This window comes from Hufsiella arboris (assembly GCF_009834875.1).
GTDB lineage: Bacteria > Bacteroidota > Bacteroidia > Sphingobacteriales > Sphingobacteriaceae > Hufsiella_A > Hufsiella_A arboris.
In genome coordinates, this window is the sequence record NZ_WVHT01000003.1 from 283,855 (window position 1) to 300,540 (window position 16,686).

Consider the following 16,686-nt stretch of genomic DNA (forward strand, 5'->3'; position numbering starts at 1 on the left):
TTATTTAGGTACTAAACGATAACATTGTTCAAGTGTTATTCCACTAGCCAATTTTTATTATCATGAGTAGTGTAACGAGGGTTTTTGATTTACTGGATCATTCCCGGCAAAAATTCAATAAAGAGGATATTGTTTGTTGGAAAGACAAAAACGTTTGGTTCAAGTATACAACGGCAGACTTTATTTCGGTAGTTGACCAGATAAGTCGCGGCCTTATAGCATTAGGAATCAAGAAAAACGAAAAAGTAGGTGTCATGTCTGGAAACCGGCCCGAATGGAATATCTGCGATTTCGCAATTATGCAGATCGGCGCCACGCAGGTTCCTATGTATCCAACTTTATCAAATACCGACATCAAGTTTATTTTAAACGATGCCGGAGTAAAGATCGTTTTTGCGTCCAACAAAGAACTGGCAGATAAAATAGCGCCTGTATGTTCAGAGACCAGCGTCAAAATTTTCACATTCGACACTGTCGAAGGTTATGCCAACTATTCTGAGGTAATCGAACTTGGTAAAAACCATGAGTCGACTAACCTCCAGACATTTCGTGATAACGTCACACCGGATGATCTGTTGACTCTTATTTACACTTCTGGAACTACCGGAACGCCGAAAGGTGTTATGTTAACGCACAATAACCTGGTAAGTAACTTCACAATTTGTTCTAAATTATTTCCGGAAGGATATAACAAAGCGTTAAGCTTTCTGCCCCTGTCGCATATTTTTGAGCGGATGGTGGTCTATATGTATTTCTACCTGGGCATTTCTGTTTATTACGCCGAAAGTACGGATACCATCGTAGCCGATATGAATGAAGTAAATCCGCACGGTTTTACAACGGTTCCGAGACTTCTTGAAAAAGTTTATGATAAAATTGTTGCGAAAGGCAATGAACAAACCGGAATTAAACGGAAGATATTTTTCTGGGCACTGAAGCTGGGCCTCAATTATGAGTTTGACGGTAAAAACGGCTGGTGGTATGAGTTACAGCTATCGCTTGCTAATAAACTCGTTTTCACGAAATGGCGGGAAGCTCTCGGAGGAAATATTAAAGCTATTATTTCCGGCGGAGCAGCACTTCAGCCAAGGTTAGCAAGGGTTTTCTGGGCGGCAAAGATTCCGATATTGGAAGGATACGGATTAACGGAAACTTCACCTGTAATCGCTGTGAATGGATTCGGAGCGACGAAGTTTGGAACGGTTGGCAAGCCTATAAATAATGTAGAGGTTAAGATCGCGGAAGATGGGGAAATCATGTTTAAAGGTCCTAATCTGATGAAAGGCTATTACAACCGCCCCGATCTGACTGCAGATATATTTGACCAGGATGGATTTTATCACACCGGTGATATTGGCGAACTGAGTGCTGACGGTTATTTGTGCATCACCGACAGAAAAAAGGAAATGTTTAAAACAGCTGGCGGGAAATATATCGCTCCGCAAATGCTGGAAAATAAATATAAAGAGTGCCCTCTCATTGAGCAAGTGATGGTTGTTGGTGAAAACAGGCGTTTTCCCTCGGCATTAATAGTTCCGTCTTTCGAAGCGCTTTCCAAATGGTGCGAGTTACACGGATTCGCCTTTTCATCCAAGGAAGAAATGATCAAAGATTCGCATGTAATTGAAAAGTATCAGCAGGAAATCAATAAATACAACCAGGGCTTCGGTCACTGGGAACAAGTGAAAAAATTTGCTTTACTTCCTAAAGAATGGAGTATCGAAAGTGGCGAAATGACGCCGAAGCTTAGTTTTAAGCGAAAAGTAATTCTCGAAAAAAATAAAGATATTGTGGACCAAATTTATAATGATCCACGTCATGTCGAGGTACCTTAACCGTTTTACACTTCTTGCTTTTGTTGTAGTTCTGTCGTCCTGCGTTGGCGGCCAGCTTGGAAAAGTTACCAGCCAGCCGGAAAAAGGAATGGTCGTTTCGGCTTATCCTGATGCTTCTAAAGTTGGACTGGAAATTCTGAAAAAAGGCGGCAACGCAGTTGACGCCGCAGTAGCTGTCCAGTTTGCTTTAGCCGTTGTTTACCCAAACGCCGGGAATATTGGCGGTGGCGGTTTTATGGTTTACCGGTCGGCCAAAGGTGAAATTGCTGCACTTGATTTCCGTGAAAAAGCACCGGGCTTGGCATCAAGGGACATGTTCCTCGATTCAGCCGGCAATCCCATCAAAGATAAAAGTTTGTTTGGCCACCTGGCATGCGGCGTTCCCGGATCGGTTGCCGGCATGGCCGAAGCGCATAGAAAATTCGGTCGCTTAAGCTGGCAGCAAGTGCTGGAACCGGCGATCAGCCTGGCAGAAAATGGCTTTATTATCACAGAAAAGGAAGCCGACGACCTAAACAGGCATTCGCAGGAATTTGCGAAATATAATCCCGCAGGAACGGTATTCGTCAGTAATGGCGGATGGAAGCAAGGCGACAGGCTGGTACAGAAAGATCTTGCCGAAACGCTTAAAAGAATAGGCGAGCTCGGTGCCGCTGGCTTTTATGAAGGCGAAACGGCTGACAAAATCGTGGCCGAAATGCAGCACGGCGGTGGCCTGATATCAAAGGAAGATTTAAAAAATTACCATGCAGTCTGGCGGACACCGATCACAGGAATTTATAAAGGTTATAAAATCATCACGATGCCGCCGACATCCAGCGGTGGAATTGCCTTATTGCAGTTACTTCATTCGGTCGAAAATTACCCGGTGGCGAGATACGGTTTTAACAGCGATTCAACAATTCAGCTGCTAACCGAAGCAGAACGCCGCGTATACGCCGACCGTGCTACATATTTAGGCGACCCCGACTTCTTCAAAGTTCCGCAAAGGGAATTGCTTGAACACGGCTACTCCGTTGCCAGGATGAAGTCGATGAGCTTTAGCAAGGCGACGCCAAGTTCTGAGATCAAGGCCGGCGATATAACCGTCAAGGAAAGCAATCAAACCACTCACTTTTCCATTGTTGATCAATACGGCAACGCAGTTTCGATCACGACCACATTAAACGGTTCGTTCGGGTCGAAGGTTGTCGTTCAGGGTGCTGGCTTTTTCCTTAATAACGAGATGGATGATTTTTCTGTTAAGCCGGGAAGCCCGAATATGTACGGCCTGGTTGGTGGCGAAGCGAATGCGATCGCTCCCGGCAAACGGATGCTTAGTTCGATGACGCCAACCATCATCGAGAAAGACGGTAAACTGTTTATGGTTGTCGGCACTCCCGGCGGTTCAACTATCATGACATCCGTATTTCAAACGATATTAAATGTTATCGAATTCAACAAAAGCATGCAGGCCGCAGTTTCTGCTAAACGCGTACATCATCAGTGGCTGCCCGACACTATTTATTCGGAAACCGGAGCTTTGGATAGTTTGACTAAGATCAAACTGCAGCAAAAAGGATACCCGATAAAAGAATGGGGCGCCAGCGGCCGGGTCGATGCGATATTAAAAACCAAGTGGGGTTATTATCAGGGAGGCGCGGATCCTAGAGGAGATGATACAGCGATGGGATGGTAAAATATCTAAAGTTCGGTTATTCCGAACACCTGTCCGTTCGATTTAAACCGGATGGAAGCGGCATCCTTTTTTTGCGGGGAGAATCGGTGAGATGGCTAAAAAAAGATATAGCGGACAGCCGGACCACAGGGGCCATTTGTACAAACTTTCATTTCCAAAATCCTGGATCTTGCCGTTTAATTATCCTGGCTTCTTTGGCAACATATTAAACTGGTTCCCAGGAAATCCTACTGTTATCAAAATGAGATAATCTTTTTTAAATTTGAATATGACTTCTACACAAATAAAAACTGAAATACAAAAGGTTTTGGATGAAGTTCCTGAAAACGCTTTACAGGACGTTTTAGACTTTCTGAAAGACTTACAATCGTCGTCATCTGAAAAAATTAAGCTGACAAACAATGTGCGCCAAATTTTAGCTGAGGACAGAGTGCTTCTGGAAAAACTAGCTCGATGATAGACGTTAAAACAGCGTTAAATATTCATAACATTCTTATCGATAAATTTGGCGGAAGTAGAGGAATCAGAGATCTCCCTGGTTTGGAAGCTGCGCTGGCAAGACCATTTATAACGTTTGACCAGATTGAACTTTACAAAACACCTTAAACCAAGGCAGCAGCCATTTTCGAAAGCGTTATCATAAATCATCCTTTTATCGACGGCAACAAAAGGACCGCATATGTACTGATGCGTTTAATTTTATTGGAGCAGGGACTAGATATATCAGCATCTCAAGACGAAAAGTACGAAATGGTAATAAATGCAAGTAAAGGAAAAATAAGAATTGAAGAAATATCTCAATGGATAACTGATAATTTGAAAAAATAAATATCTGAGTTTCATTAACGCCAGCTTTTCAAAATGGAAATTAACAAAACTGATATTGAAGCGATAGAAGCACGCCTTGTGGAAGGAATAAAAGCCGGCGATGTCGGATTTCTTGATAAATTGCTACACGACGATCTGCTTTGCATCACACCAAACGGCAAAACGATTACAAAAGCGATGGATCTCGCATCACACAAATCGCGGGAGATGATCGTTGATAAGCTTACTCATAACATAGAAAACATTAGTATCATCGGCGACACGGCTGTAGCTACCGTAATTTACGATGCAGCCGGCGTCATGCTGGGCGAACCGATCTCCGGAAAATTTAAGTACATCCGCGTTTGGAAACTAGTTGATGATGGCCTGAAAGTTATTGCCGCCAGTTGTTGCCAGATTGATTAGAGTATAAAATCCTTGTTAGCCTGGGCGGTGTCGAAGGAGGTGATTGCGTTTGATTAAAATTAGGAGGCAACATTTAGACAAAACATTGCCACCAGTATTGGCAGGCAACTTCTCCGCCAATACTTAAAGTAGGTCTGACTTTGAGTTAAAGTGCCGGTGACTTTAAGTTAAAGTAATGGCGATTATTGATTGATTTGAATCGGTTATGTTCCGGCATGTAACATAGGCATATCGATGTGAAAACAAAACGAGATCTCCCGATCCCATACAATTACAACAAAGAACTTGGCTAGGCGAAATATCCCCTAATGATACTTACACAAATAAGCCACCGGTTTTTCAGCCCTCACTTTAAACCTAGAGTTTTCCGCAACCTCAAACTTCTCTCCATCTTTAAACGATTCCCAAACCGTTTCTTTATCCAGCTGAGCGTGTAATTCTCCCTGTACAACGATCATGGTTTCCGCTGCCGTTGTATTAAATTCAAATTCGCCGGGTGCTATTACACCTACAGATGATTTTCCTTCATTTGAATCGAAGCCAAGTGACTTTACTGCGCCGTCGAAATATTCGTTTATTTTGATCATATCCTGTAAATATAAATTAGCTCACCATTGTTTCAGTTTTTTGATATATGCGCTGAGTTCGTTGGCGATCATTGCATGTTCTGCGAGATCCGGGTGATCATCGCATCCATTATGATATCGCTTTTTAAAAAAATAAGAACTTACATTCTGGTCGCCGGACGCATGAACGGATTTGGTAATTCCCGCAATCATATTCTCCATGAAACTCCTCAATTTTTGATCAGCCATAGGGCTCGTTATACAAACAACAGATGTCGCAGGGTATTGGGCCCGAACCTGCTTTATAAAGGAAACATAGGCATTACAAAACATCGCTGAATCCTGAATACCGTCGTTCTGGCCAAGACAAATCGTTAATACGTCCGGCTGGTAGCGTTTAAAATCCCATTGCAATGAATCTTTATAGAAAATTACTTTGTCAAAAAGCTGCGGCATGGTAGTTTTAATGTTGCAGCAGCTATGCGTCAGCCCGATTCCCGAGTAAGAAGTCAGCATCCATTGAGCATTCAAAGCCCTTGCCGTCGTCGGCCCGTAACTCATGTAAGCGTTATGCTGATCTTCCCATACACCTTTTCCGCATGGAATTTCAGATTGATCACTTCCGGTTCCGCAGGTGATCGAATTTCCGATGAATTCTATTCTGCGGATTGGCCCGGGCGGAGATTTAAGAAGCTTTTCAGCTTTAACTCCCAAAAATTCGAGGTAGCCGATGCTTGACTCTGTGTTTTTACAAACAGTAATAAAATGCTTGCCACTGCTTAAATTCGGTATTGTGAAGATATTTTCTTTTTCCTTCAGCTGAATCCGGTACGCCTTTTTATCGTCAACGGCTATTTCCAAGTAACTATGTTTAGTGCCGTACAATACTTCATCATTTAGCAGCACATCACATCGCTGACCTTCAATCGAAAACTGAACATAAACACCCGGCGCCCAAAAACGAGGCTTCATTTTATCGGTAAAATCGACCCGGCCGGTGTAGGTGATCAACGGATTATCAGCACGGTAAAAGTTAATCACATTTTGTTTTGCACGTGTGATTGTAGGCAGTGTAAGCAGTAAACAGACGGAGATAATTACTAATCTTGAGATTTTCATTCAACAGTTATAAAAGAAGGTATTCGCTAAAAATAAAAACTTTTCAGACTAAAAATAAGTGAGCTTACTTGATGTGTCCTACTAAGGGAATAAGCAAAAATTACAAAGCGAAATATTGCACGATAGTTATGTTTTGAAGCGGGCGCAATAGAGTATTTATTTGAAAACCAACGTTCACTTCTTCTTTCATTTTCAGCCCCGCCATACGGTACAAGTCCTCACCCTAAATACACATTACTACCGCTTCGTTGCGGGCTTTTCCCTTTTGTCGGGTTTATTACCGAACGGTTAGCATTTCATCGGAATACAGGCCTGTGCCTTAAGATACTTCGGATTACTTTGGCAAAGTACCTGCCGATTAGCAGCTACCTTTTGCCAAAAGCACTGTCCAAAAAAAATGAAATATGAAATACCGTCTGCTCGGTTATAAACCCGGGCGACGCGGATACCGGCCAGGTGTTTAAGGCCTCGTGTAGTATGTGCAAAGCACGGGACTGACATTAATTTTAAAGATTGCCTTGCTTTTCAAATTGTCGTAAATACGCTTTTACTCCGCGAAATATTAAAGATTAGTTTATCAAATCATCACAGCCCTAATCTAGCAAAGGATAAATTTTACGTTCTGTCAATGCATATAAATATTTTTTGCTTTCTACAAATCCATTATATAAATTTGTTATGCTTGCATAGTAAATGAAACCAGAAGAAACCGTAGATTATTTTTTAAAAATAACGTGGCAAAGTATCGCCAATAAGTACAACCAGATCGCATCACAATTTGAAATCACCCAGTCGCTGGGTTACATGCTGATTAATATTCATGAAAATGGAACAGCTGTTTCGCAAATCGCCAATCTGCTTGGAGTAAAAACCACCAGTTTATCCCGCATGCTTAACAACATGGAGGATATGGGACTTATTTACCGCCAGGGTGATGAAAACGATAAGCGATCGGTGCTGATCTTTTTAACCGATTATGGTAAAGAAAAAAGACAGATCGCGAAAGATGTTGTACGGAAATTCAATGAATATCTGAATAAACATATTAGTGAAAATGAGCGTATTCAATTGACAGAAACTCTACTGAAAATAAATCAATTAACTCAAGATTATAAATCAAAATAATGAACAGATCGATCAAAAAAGTAGCAGTACTTGGTTCCGGAATTATGGGATCACGTATCGCGTGCCACTTTGCCAATATTGGCGTGGAGGTGCTGCTGCTCGATATTGTGCCGAGAGAACTTTCTGCCGAGGAGCAGGCAAAGGGATTGAGTTTGGAAAATCCGGCGGTGCGCAACAGGATTGTAAATACGTCTTTGCAAACCGCCATTAAGTCTAATCCATCGCCAGTATACACTAAATCCGTCGTCAATAAAATAACAACCGGAAATTTCGACGACAACATGAAAGATATCGCCGGAGTTGACTGGGTGATTGAAGTTGTGGTTGAAAACCTGGATATTAAAAAGAAGGTTTACGAACAAATTGAGAAGTTCCGCAAGCCGGGAACTCTTATCACTTCTAATACTTCCGGTATTCCGATCCATCTTTTGGATGAAGGCAGAAGTGAAGATTTTAAAGCGTATTTCTGTGGAACGCACTTTTTCAATCCACCGCGTTATCTGAAGTTGCTGGAAATTATTCCAACACCAAACACAAAGCCGGATATCGTGGATTTTCTAATGCATTACGGAGATAAGTTCTTAGGTAAGACAACCGTCCTATGTAAGGATACACCGGCGTTTATTGCCAATCGCGTAGGTGTTTATTCGATTATGGCATTGCTGCATTTGGTAGAAAAGATGGATCTGACAGTTGAGGAAGTCGACAAATTTACCGGTCCGGCTTTAGGGCGACCGAAGTCGGCGACTTTCAGAACAACCGACGTAGTTGGTTTAGATACAATGATCAACGTGGCAAACGGTTTATATCAGAATTGCGCGGATGATAAAGCTCGGGAACTATTCAAGCTTCCGGATTATGTTCAAAAATTAGCTGAAAACAAATGGCTGGGTGATAAAACCGGCCAGGGATTCTATAAGAAAGTTAAAGGTGCTGATGGCAAGTCGGAAATTCTTGCGCTTGATTTGAAGACGCTGGAATATAAGCCGTCTCAGAAAATTAAATCCGCTACGCTCGAAGCAACAAAACCAATTGAAAATCTTCGCGACCGCATGAAGGTTTTCTCAAAAGGAACTGACAAAGCCGGCGAGTTTTTCCGGGTTTCTTTTTATGGATTGTTTGAATATGTTTCCGACAGAATTCCGGAAATTTCAGATGAGCTATACCGGATTGACGATGCCATGCGTGCTGGTTTCGGCTGGGAACTTGGCCCATTTGAAGTTTGGGACGCATTAGGTGTGAAGGAAACGGTTGCCGCGATGAAAGAAAAAGGCAACGAAGCGGCCGCCTGGGTTCATGAAATGCTGGATGCCGGAAATGAAAGCTTCTATAAAGTAGAAAACGGAATAAAAAAATACTACGACATTCCTTCAAAATCTTATAAGCCGATTCCGGGAACAGAAGCTTTCATTATCCTGGATAATATTCGTCCAACAAAAACCATCTGGAAAAATTCAGGAACAACGCTTACTGATCTTGGCGATGGAATCATCAACCTGGAATTTCATACCAAAATGAATACCATCGGCGGTGAAGTGATCCAGGGAATTAACAAAGCGATTGATTTAGCTGAAAAGGATTACAGAGGATTAGTAATTGGAAACGATGGAGCTAATTTTTCTGCCGGTGCAAACGTCGGTATGATCTTCATGATGGCTGTTGAGCAGGATTGGGATGAGCTGAATATGGCGGTAAAGATGTTCCAGAACACGTCGATGCGCTTAAGATATTCATCGATTCCGGTTGTTGTTGCGCCGCATAACCTGGCGCTTGGCGGCGGATGTGAGTTTTCGCTGCACGCTGATCACGTTCAACTAAGTGCCGAAACGTATATGGGCTTAGTGGAATTCGGCGTTGGGCTGATTCCCGGCGGTGGCGGTACAAAAGAATTTGCGCTGCGCGCTTCCGACGAATTTAAAGAAGATCAGATTGATCAAAATGTATTAAAAAACCGTTTCCTGACGATCGGTATGGCGAAAGTTTCGACGTCTGGCGAAGAAGCATTTGAATTAGGTTATTTGCAAAAAGGCAAGTATGCGATCTCTATGAACCGCAACAGGCTGCTGGCCGATGCGAAAGAAAAAGCGATCGAACTGGCAGAAGCGGGTTATACTAAACCTGTTCAACGGAAAGATATTCGCGTTCTTGGAAAACAAGGATTAGGAATTGTTTATGCCGGAGCTAATTCGATGTTTGCCGGTAACTACATCTCCGAGCACGATAAAAAGATCTCTGAAAAATTAGGTTACGTGATGTGCGGTGGAGATTTGTCGCAGCCGACGTTGGTAAGCGAACAATATCTGCTCGATTTGGAGCGGGAAGTGTTTTTATCGCTTGCAGGTGAGCGTAAATCGTTGGAGCGCATCCAGTCGATCATTACAAAAGGTAAACCGTTAAGAAATTAAAGATGCAACAAGAAGCATATATTATAGCGGGATACAGAACCGCAGTCGGTAAAGCGCCAAGAGGTGTTTTCCGTTTTACAAGAGCTGATGAACTGGCGGCTGATGTGATCAAACATTTGGTTGAATCAGTGCCTGGTTTAAATAAGGAACAGATTGATGATGTGATAGTGGGGAACGCAACCCCGGAGGCCGAGCAGGGATTGAATATTGCCCGGATGATTTCCCTGATGGGCCTTGACACCGATAAAGTGCCGGGTGTTACAGTGAACCGCTATTGCGCATCAGGGTTGGATACGATCGCAACCGCCGTAGCAAAGATTCGTTCGGGAATGGCGGATTGCGTTATTGCCGGCGGTGTAGAAATCATGTCGGGTATGCCTTTCGGCGGATGGAAGCTTGTTCCGCATCCTGAAGTTGCTAAAAATCACCCCGACTGGTATTGGGGAATGGGTCTAACTGCCGAAGCCGTTGCTAAAGAATACAACGTAAGCCGGGAAGATCAGGATGCTTTTGCATTAAAATCTCATCAAAAAGCATTGGAGGCAATCAAAAACGGTCATTTAAAAGATGGCGTTGTTCCGATCACAGTTAAGGAAACGTACTTGGATGAAAACTTAAAAAAGAAAACCAAAGAGTATGTAGTTGATACAGATGAAGGTCCAAGGGCAGATACAGCGCTGGACAAGCTGGCAAAATTGAAACCTGTTTTCGCCGCTGGCGGAAGCGTAACAGCTGGAAACTCGTCACAAACTTCTGACGGAGCAGCTTTTGTTTTGGTAGTTTCCGAAAGCAAATTGAAAGAGTTGAACGTGAAGCCAATTGCCCGCTTGGTAAGTTATGCCGTCGCTGGAGTGCCGCCCCGCATTATGGGAATCGGACCGATTGAAGCAATTCCTAAAGCTTTGAAACAAGCTGACATGACACTTGATCAGATCGACATGATCGAACTGAATGAGGCATTTGCATCTCAATCACTCGCTATCATCCGTGAATTAGGAATCAACCAGGATATCGTGAATGTAAATGGCGGCGCCATCGCATTGGGACACCCGCTAGGCTGTACCGGCGCGAAATTGACGGTTCAAATCTTAAACGAGCTAAAAAGACAGAACAAAAAGTATGGTATGGTGACGATGTGCGTAGGCACCGGCCAGGGCGCAGCAGGAATTTTTGAGATGTTGTAAGCTTTTGTCATCCTGAGGTACGAAGGGTCTCAAGGCTATGAAGTAAGGCAGAAGTTTATGCACTTCAGTGCGAATGTGAAACAGATTCTTCTTCGTCAGAATGACAAACAGGCAACTGTGTCATTCTGAGGTACGAAGGATCTCAAGGCTACGAAGTGAGGCAGAAGTTTATGCACTGCAGTGCGGATGTGAAACAGATTCTTCCTGCGTCAGAATGACAAAATTAAATGAAAGATCATAATTACTTTGTTTACATCCTTACCAATAAAAATAGAACGGTTCTTTACACTGGAGTAACCAATGATCTTGAAATACGATTACAACAACATAAAGAAAATAAGGAAAACACATTCTCTTTTACACATAAGTACAATTGCTTCTATCTAATTTGGTTTGAGCGACATACTTATATAGAACATGCAATTGAAAGAGAAAAGGAAATTAAAGGCTGGGTCCGTAGAAAAAAGATTGAATTAATTAAACTTGAAAATAAAGAGTGGAAGTTTCTAAATGAAGAGATCTTATCATAATTGAAATATCAATGTAAAGTGATTATTAGTTGCAACTAGGTAACAGATCCTTCGTGCCTCAGGATGACAAATAGTGACTTGTCATCCTGAGGCACGAAGGATCTAAAAGCCGCGAATAATGCAAATCCAGCGCTAATAGTAAACAGATTCTTCCTTCGTCAGAATGACAAAAAGAAAAAACTAAAAAATTATAATCCACATGGAAACAATAGAAAAGAAAACAATAAAAGGCGGCGAATTCATCATTCGTGAAACAGCGGCAGAAGATATCTTCATCCCGGAAGAGTTTGATGAAGAACAATTAATGATCCAAAAAACCTGCGAAGATTTCCTTGAAGCGGAGGTATTTCCGAACCTCGACAGGATTGACAAACAGGAAGAAGGCCTGATGCAAAGCCTGCTTGACAAGGCGGGTGAACTTGGCATTTTAGGCGTTTCTATTCCCGAGGAATACGGCGGCTTTGGAAAGAACTTTAATACTTCGATGCTGGTTACTGATTCAGTTGGTGCTGGTTACTCATTCGCTGTCGCACTTTCGGCTCATACAGGAATCGGTACATTACCAATCCTTTATTACGGAAACGAAGCGCAAAAATCCAAATATGTTCCAAAACTTGGCTCAGGTGAATGGAAAGCGGCTTATTGCCTAACTGAACCTAATGCCGGCTCCGATGCAAACAGCGGGCGTACCAAAGCAAAATTGAATGCTGAAGGAACGCATTACCTGATCAATGGCCAGAAAATGTGGATCACCAACGGCGGTTTTGCAGATATCTTTATCGTGTTTGCGAAGATCGACGATGACAAAAATCTTTCTGCTTTTATCGTAGAGAAAGAATTTGGCGGTATTTCTATGAACCCTGAAGAACATAAACTTGGAATTAAAGGCTCATCGACGCGCCAGGTGTTCTTTAATGATTGTCCCGTGCCGGTTGAAAACTTGCTTTCTGAGCGTGAAAACGGGTTTAAGATCGCAGTGAACATCCTGAATATTGGTCGTATCAAGCTAGGTGCCGCTGCCATTGGTTCTTCACGCAGAGCTTTAAGCCAGGCCATTAATTATTCGAATGAACGTGTTCAGTTCGGCTTGCCGATTTCCAAATTTGGCGCCATCCGTTATAAAATAGCTGAAATGGCAACACGTAATTTTGCTGTTGAAAGTGCTGCTTATCGTGCCGGTCAGAATATCGACGATGCATATGAGTCGCTTGTCGCCGGCGGTATGGACTCTGCGAAAGCGAAATTGAAATCTACTGAGCAATTTGCTGTTGAATGCGCGATACTGAAAGTATGGGGATCGGAAATGCTGGATTACATTGTCGATGAAGGCGTTCAGATTTACGGAGGTATGGGTTATTCAGCCGAAGCGCCGATGGAGCGTGCTTACCGAGACAGCCGTATTAACCGGATTTTTGAAGGGACGAATGAGATCAACCGCTTATTAATTCTGGATATGATCCTGAAACGTGCTTTAAAAGGCGAACTTGATTTAATGGGACCTGCGCAAGCGGTTGCCGGCGAATTAATGTCGATACCTGATTTTGGAGAAGAAGACGACTCATTATTCGCGGCGGAAAAGAAGGTACTCAAAAATCTGAAAAAAGCCGGATTAATGATTGCCGGTGCGGCCGTTCAGAAATTGATGATGACACTTTCCAAAGAAGAGGAAATCATCATGAACATCGCTGATATTATTGGATACGTCTATATCGCCGAGTCTACCATTTTAAGAGTTGAAAAACTGGTTAAATTACGTGGCGAAGATGCTGTAAAAGGCCAGTTGGATATGATGCGGATTTATCTTTATGGTGCAGTTGATAAGGTAGCTGTTGCCGGTAAAGAAGCTTTAAACTCGTTTGCCGAAGGCGATGAACTGAACATGATGCTTGTCGGTTTACGACGCTTTACCAAGATGGCTCCGTTTAACGTGAAAGAAGCCCGTCAGCGCGTTGCGAAACAACTAATTGATGCGAATAAATATTGCTTTTAAAGAGTAAGAACTTAATGATAAAGAGCAGGAATAGTATACATCCTTGCTCTTTTTATTTGTACAGGTCGCTCTTCGACCTAAAACCGGATCGAACGGCTATTTCTCATCCAAATTATACTGTTTCACCACGTATTCCAGCATGCTGACTGCATCTGCCTTTAGCTTCCTGTTATCGTCTATCAATTCCTTCGTGTTAATTCGTATCAGAACCATATCAGCACGTAACTGAGTAAGGTTTTCCTGGTTCAGGTTGCGCATCTGCGCGGTTAAAGGTGACGAATGATAAAAAGCAGCATTCAGGTTATCAGGCGTAAAATGATATCGCAAAAATGGATCAAGAAAGTTTCGCTGATATTGCAACGCGATATCCTGCACTGTACGAACAAGTTCTGTGTGAGCCTCGTAGGCAGAGATATACTTGATAATATGTGATTCTGAGAACTGCTTCAGGTGAAGTTCATTTTTGATGGCCGAAACTGCGCCCGCTGAAGGATGAAAGGGCCATAAATTGTGCGAACCGATGATAGCCTTTTGGATGCGCAGCATATCAGCGGTTTTTAAAGGCTGACTTAACAGGCTGAACAAACTATCGTTGCTCCTCATAATCTTTTTTTCCTCCTCATAAATTTCATTCAGGTGCACCGTATCGGCCTTGAGGTCGGTTACCAACTGAGAAGTCAATTGGCGGGTATGCTCATTATTAGTGATTTCCTCACGTATGTTTTCAGCAATAAAACCCATCATTACGGCTACGAATATCATAAAACCTTCCAGGAGGTATTCTTTCCAGGGTTTTGGATTGTGATCAAGTCTGGGATGATGATGGACTTCCATGTCGGTTACGGGTGCTGGTTTTTGAGGATTAATTTCTTCTGTGCTCGGTGCGGGTGATTTAACAAAAGATTCGTCAGACGCTTTAGGTGATACATCCTGGCTGGAAGACACTACCTTTTTATCGGCGGCTTTGCTGGCACCGTTTCTTTTTCGCGGTCGCGACGTTTTGACATCATCAGGAGAGTGGCCGGCTTTAGTATCCGGCTTTTTCTGACTGCTTTTACTCATAAAAATTTTTCAAATTTTGCCCAAATGTAAACATCTCTTCGCGAATCCCGAGTGGTACCTATAGCAGACACTCCGATAGAAAAGTTCCGGAATTACGCTGATAGTTGATAACGATTTGGTCCACTATAAAAATATCGGCTTGTCCAACTTCATCGCAATACGATACGCTGCGTTCATTAGTCCAACATGACTATAAGCCTGCGGAAAATTACCCCACTGACTGCCGTCGGCTGAGTCTACATCCTCACTGAAAAGTAACAGGTGATTACTGTACTTAATAATGCTTTCAAATTCGCGGATAGCGTCGTCAATTCTTCCTACGCAAGCCAACGCTTCCACATACCAAAAAGCGCAGATCAGGAAGGTCGTTTTAGGCTTACCGAAGTCATCGGCATGCAGATATCGATAGAATAACCCATTTTCTGCTTTAAGCTCTTTCTCAATTGCAACCAGGTGATCCTTTGCTTTTTGTGAACCTGGATCCAGGTAATTCATCATAATCAACTGCAAAGTACTGGCGTCCAGAAAATTCACATCTTTTGCAGTTGTGTAAACTTTTCGTTCAGGATCGTAACAGCTTTCAATATGGGCAGCTGCCTTGTCGATTAACACGTGAGCCCGCTGTATCAATTCGTCGTTGCCGATAGTTTTAGCCATTTTTGCCGCCGCGTTTGCGCCAGCCCACTGGAACAGATTGCTGTAGCAATGTATGTTCGCGAAATTCCGAAACTCCCAAATACCGGCGTCTTTCTCATCTATAGTACGCTCAATTTTAGTTAACAGATAGTCGATCCATTTTACAGAATCTTTCCGTTCATGAAAAATAAACCTGTGATCGGTATAAAGCGGCAGCATTGATATTAAAACTTGTCCGTAAATATCATTCTGAATGTGTTCGGAAGCCTGATTGCCAACACGTACCGGTTGATTGCCCATATAACCGTCGAGATAGTCGAGAATTTTTTCCTCCAGGTGTTTGTTTCCTGAAATACTGTAAAGCGGCTGATATCTAAAATCTTCGGAAAATGAAATATTTGTGATATAGTTAAAATATCTCTCCATCTCTTCAAAATGACCGATATGATTCAGCGAGGTTATAACATAAAACGTATCGCGCAACCAACAATACCGGTAATCCCAGTTGCGCGTACTTCCCGGAGATTCGGGCAAACTAGTAGTGCTGGCGGCGATAATGGCGCCAGTATCTTCATACTGGTGAATTTTTAAAGCAAGTGCCGACCGTATCACGTATTGCTGATAAAATCCGGCGATCGTCGAATGCTTGATCCATAAGCGCCAGTAATGCATGGTTTTGGTGAGAAAACTCTGCGCGGTACTTATGAGCGGCGCTTCGAGCGGCTGCCCGTAGGTCAATACCAGATATCGAACGTCCGTCAGTGAGAATGGCAGGCCATCACTGATATAGGTCAAGGGAATATCCGTTGTCAGTCGTATTTTCTCAGCCGCGCCCTCATATTCGATATGATTGCTTCCTTCCAGATCATTGAGGGAGCTGGCACCATAATCGTAAACCGGCTTACAGGTAACCTTAACCCGCGGCGAACCCGTCAGCGGTTCAATTTTTCGGATCAGCATCAGCGGCTTATAAAACCTGTCGTATTGACGAAATCTTGGGGCGAAGTCGGTAATACGATATGAGCCGCTTGCCGAGCTTACTTCGGTGCAAAGTATATTGGTATTTTCCAGGTAATATTGCGTGCTGGTATATTCCTCTTGCGGCAAAATGGAAAACTCACCGCCTTTCTCTTTGTCGAGCATCGCTCCAAAAACAAAAGAACTGTCGAAGCGCGGCCAGCAAAGCCATTCAATGTTGGTGTTTTTATGAACGTGGGCAAGGTAGGCGCAATTCCCAATTATTCCGGTTTGATAGATGTGTTTTTCCATTGTGGTTTACAACACGGAAAAAGCAAAGAATGTTGAGTGTTTGTGGAATTAGTG

General features: G+C 42.9%; 15 protein-coding genes. 11 read left to right on the top strand and 4 right to left on the bottom strand.

Annotated elements, in window-relative coordinates:
• The first annotated feature begins 62 nt into the window (after positions 1-62).
• From GS399_RS08260 to GS399_RS08280, 6 genes are all read left to right on the top strand, one after another.
• Positions 63-1,835, top strand: coding sequence for an AMP-dependent synthetase/ligase (locus GS399_RS08260; protein ID WP_160844143.1), 1,773 nt, complete (start codon positions 63-65; stop codon positions 1,833-1,835).
• On the top strand, positions 1,819-3,513 hold the full coding sequence (ggt, locus tag GS399_RS08265) for a gamma-glutamyltransferase (RefSeq protein ID WP_160844144.1): 1,695 nt from the start codon (positions 1,819-1,821) through the stop codon (positions 3,511-3,513). The genes GS399_RS08260 and ggt overlap by 17 nt, the downstream gene beginning before the upstream one ends.
• Positions 3,514-3,781: 268 nt before the next feature.
• Positions 3,782-3,970, top strand: a complete 189-nt coding sequence (locus GS399_RS08270) for a hypothetical protein (RefSeq protein ID WP_160844145.1) — start codon at positions 3,782-3,784, stop codon at positions 3,968-3,970.
• A complete protein-coding gene (locus GS399_RS20655; RefSeq protein WP_202409403.1) occupies positions 3,967-4,119 on the top strand; it encodes a hypothetical protein in 153 nt (50 codons plus the stop codon). Before GS399_RS08270 ends, GS399_RS20655 begins: the two co-directional genes overlap by 4 nt.
• 15 nt (positions 4,120-4,134) lie before the next feature.
• Positions 4,135-4,341: a type II toxin-antitoxin system death-on-curing family toxin gene (locus GS399_RS21095; protein ID WP_369410112.1), complete on the top strand. Its 207-nt coding sequence runs from the start codon at positions 4,135-4,137 to the stop codon at positions 4,339-4,341.
• 33 nt (positions 4,342-4,374) lie between these two features.
• Entirely contained in the window at positions 4,375-4,746 is a 372-nt protein-coding gene (locus tag GS399_RS08280; protein ID WP_160844146.1) for a nuclear transport factor 2 family protein, read from the top strand.
• Between the two features lie 305 nt (positions 4,747-5,051).
• Here GS399_RS08280 and ppnP read toward each other — a convergent pair whose 3' ends face one another.
• On the bottom strand, positions 5,052-5,333 hold the full coding sequence (ppnP, locus tag GS399_RS08285) for a pyrimidine/purine nucleoside phosphorylase (RefSeq protein ID WP_160844147.1): 282 nt from the start codon (positions 5,331-5,333) through the stop codon (positions 5,052-5,054).
• A gap of 21 nt (positions 5,334-5,354) precedes the next feature.
• Complete coding sequence (locus tag GS399_RS08290) at positions 5,355-6,431, bottom strand: SGNH/GDSL hydrolase family protein (protein ID WP_202409404.1); 1,077 nt, start codon at positions 6,429-6,431, stop codon at positions 5,355-5,357.
• Between the two features lie 693 nt (positions 6,432-7,124).
• Here GS399_RS08290 and GS399_RS08295 point away from each other — a divergent pair.
• From GS399_RS08295 to GS399_RS08315, 5 genes are all read left to right on the top strand, one after another.
• Complete coding sequence (locus tag GS399_RS08295; protein WP_160844148.1) at positions 7,125-7,556, top strand: MarR family winged helix-turn-helix transcriptional regulator; 432 nt, start codon at positions 7,125-7,127, stop codon at positions 7,554-7,556.
• The gene (locus GS399_RS08300) at positions 7,556-9,961 is read left to right on the top strand and encodes a 3-hydroxyacyl-CoA dehydrogenase/enoyl-CoA hydratase family protein (RefSeq protein ID WP_202409405.1); all 2,406 of its coding nucleotides are present in this window, start codon (positions 7,556-7,558) and stop codon (positions 9,959-9,961) included. The genes GS399_RS08295 and GS399_RS08300 overlap by 1 nt, the downstream gene beginning before the upstream one ends.
• A gap of 2 nt (positions 9,962-9,963) precedes the next feature.
• Complete coding sequence (locus GS399_RS08305; protein WP_160844149.1) at positions 9,964-11,145, top strand: acetyl-CoA C-acyltransferase; 1,182 nt, start codon at positions 9,964-9,966, stop codon at positions 11,143-11,145.
• 227 nt (positions 11,146-11,372) lie between these two features.
• The gene (locus tag GS399_RS08310) at positions 11,373-11,675 is read left to right on the top strand and encodes a GIY-YIG nuclease family protein (RefSeq protein ID WP_160844150.1); all 303 of its coding nucleotides are present in this window, start codon (positions 11,373-11,375) and stop codon (positions 11,673-11,675) included.
• Between the two features lie 199 nt (positions 11,676-11,874).
• The gene (locus tag GS399_RS08315; protein ID WP_160844151.1) at positions 11,875-13,665 is read left to right on the top strand and encodes an acyl-CoA dehydrogenase FadE; all 1,791 of its coding nucleotides are present in this window, start codon (positions 11,875-11,877) and stop codon (positions 13,663-13,665) included.
• A 96-nt stretch (positions 13,666-13,761) separates the two neighbouring features.
• Here GS399_RS08315 and GS399_RS08320 read toward each other — a convergent pair whose 3' ends face one another.
• Together GS399_RS08320 and GS399_RS08325 are read right to left on the bottom strand one after the other, a co-directional pair.
• On the bottom strand, positions 13,762-14,727 hold the full coding sequence (locus GS399_RS08320; protein WP_160844152.1) for a hypothetical protein: 966 nt from the start codon (positions 14,725-14,727) through the stop codon (positions 13,762-13,764).
• Positions 14,728-14,850: 123 nt separating this feature from the next.
• Entirely contained in the window at positions 14,851-16,632 is a 1,782-nt protein-coding gene (locus GS399_RS08325; RefSeq protein WP_160844153.1) for a glycoside hydrolase family 15 protein, read from the bottom strand.
• Positions 16,633-16,686: the final 54 nt, after the last annotated feature.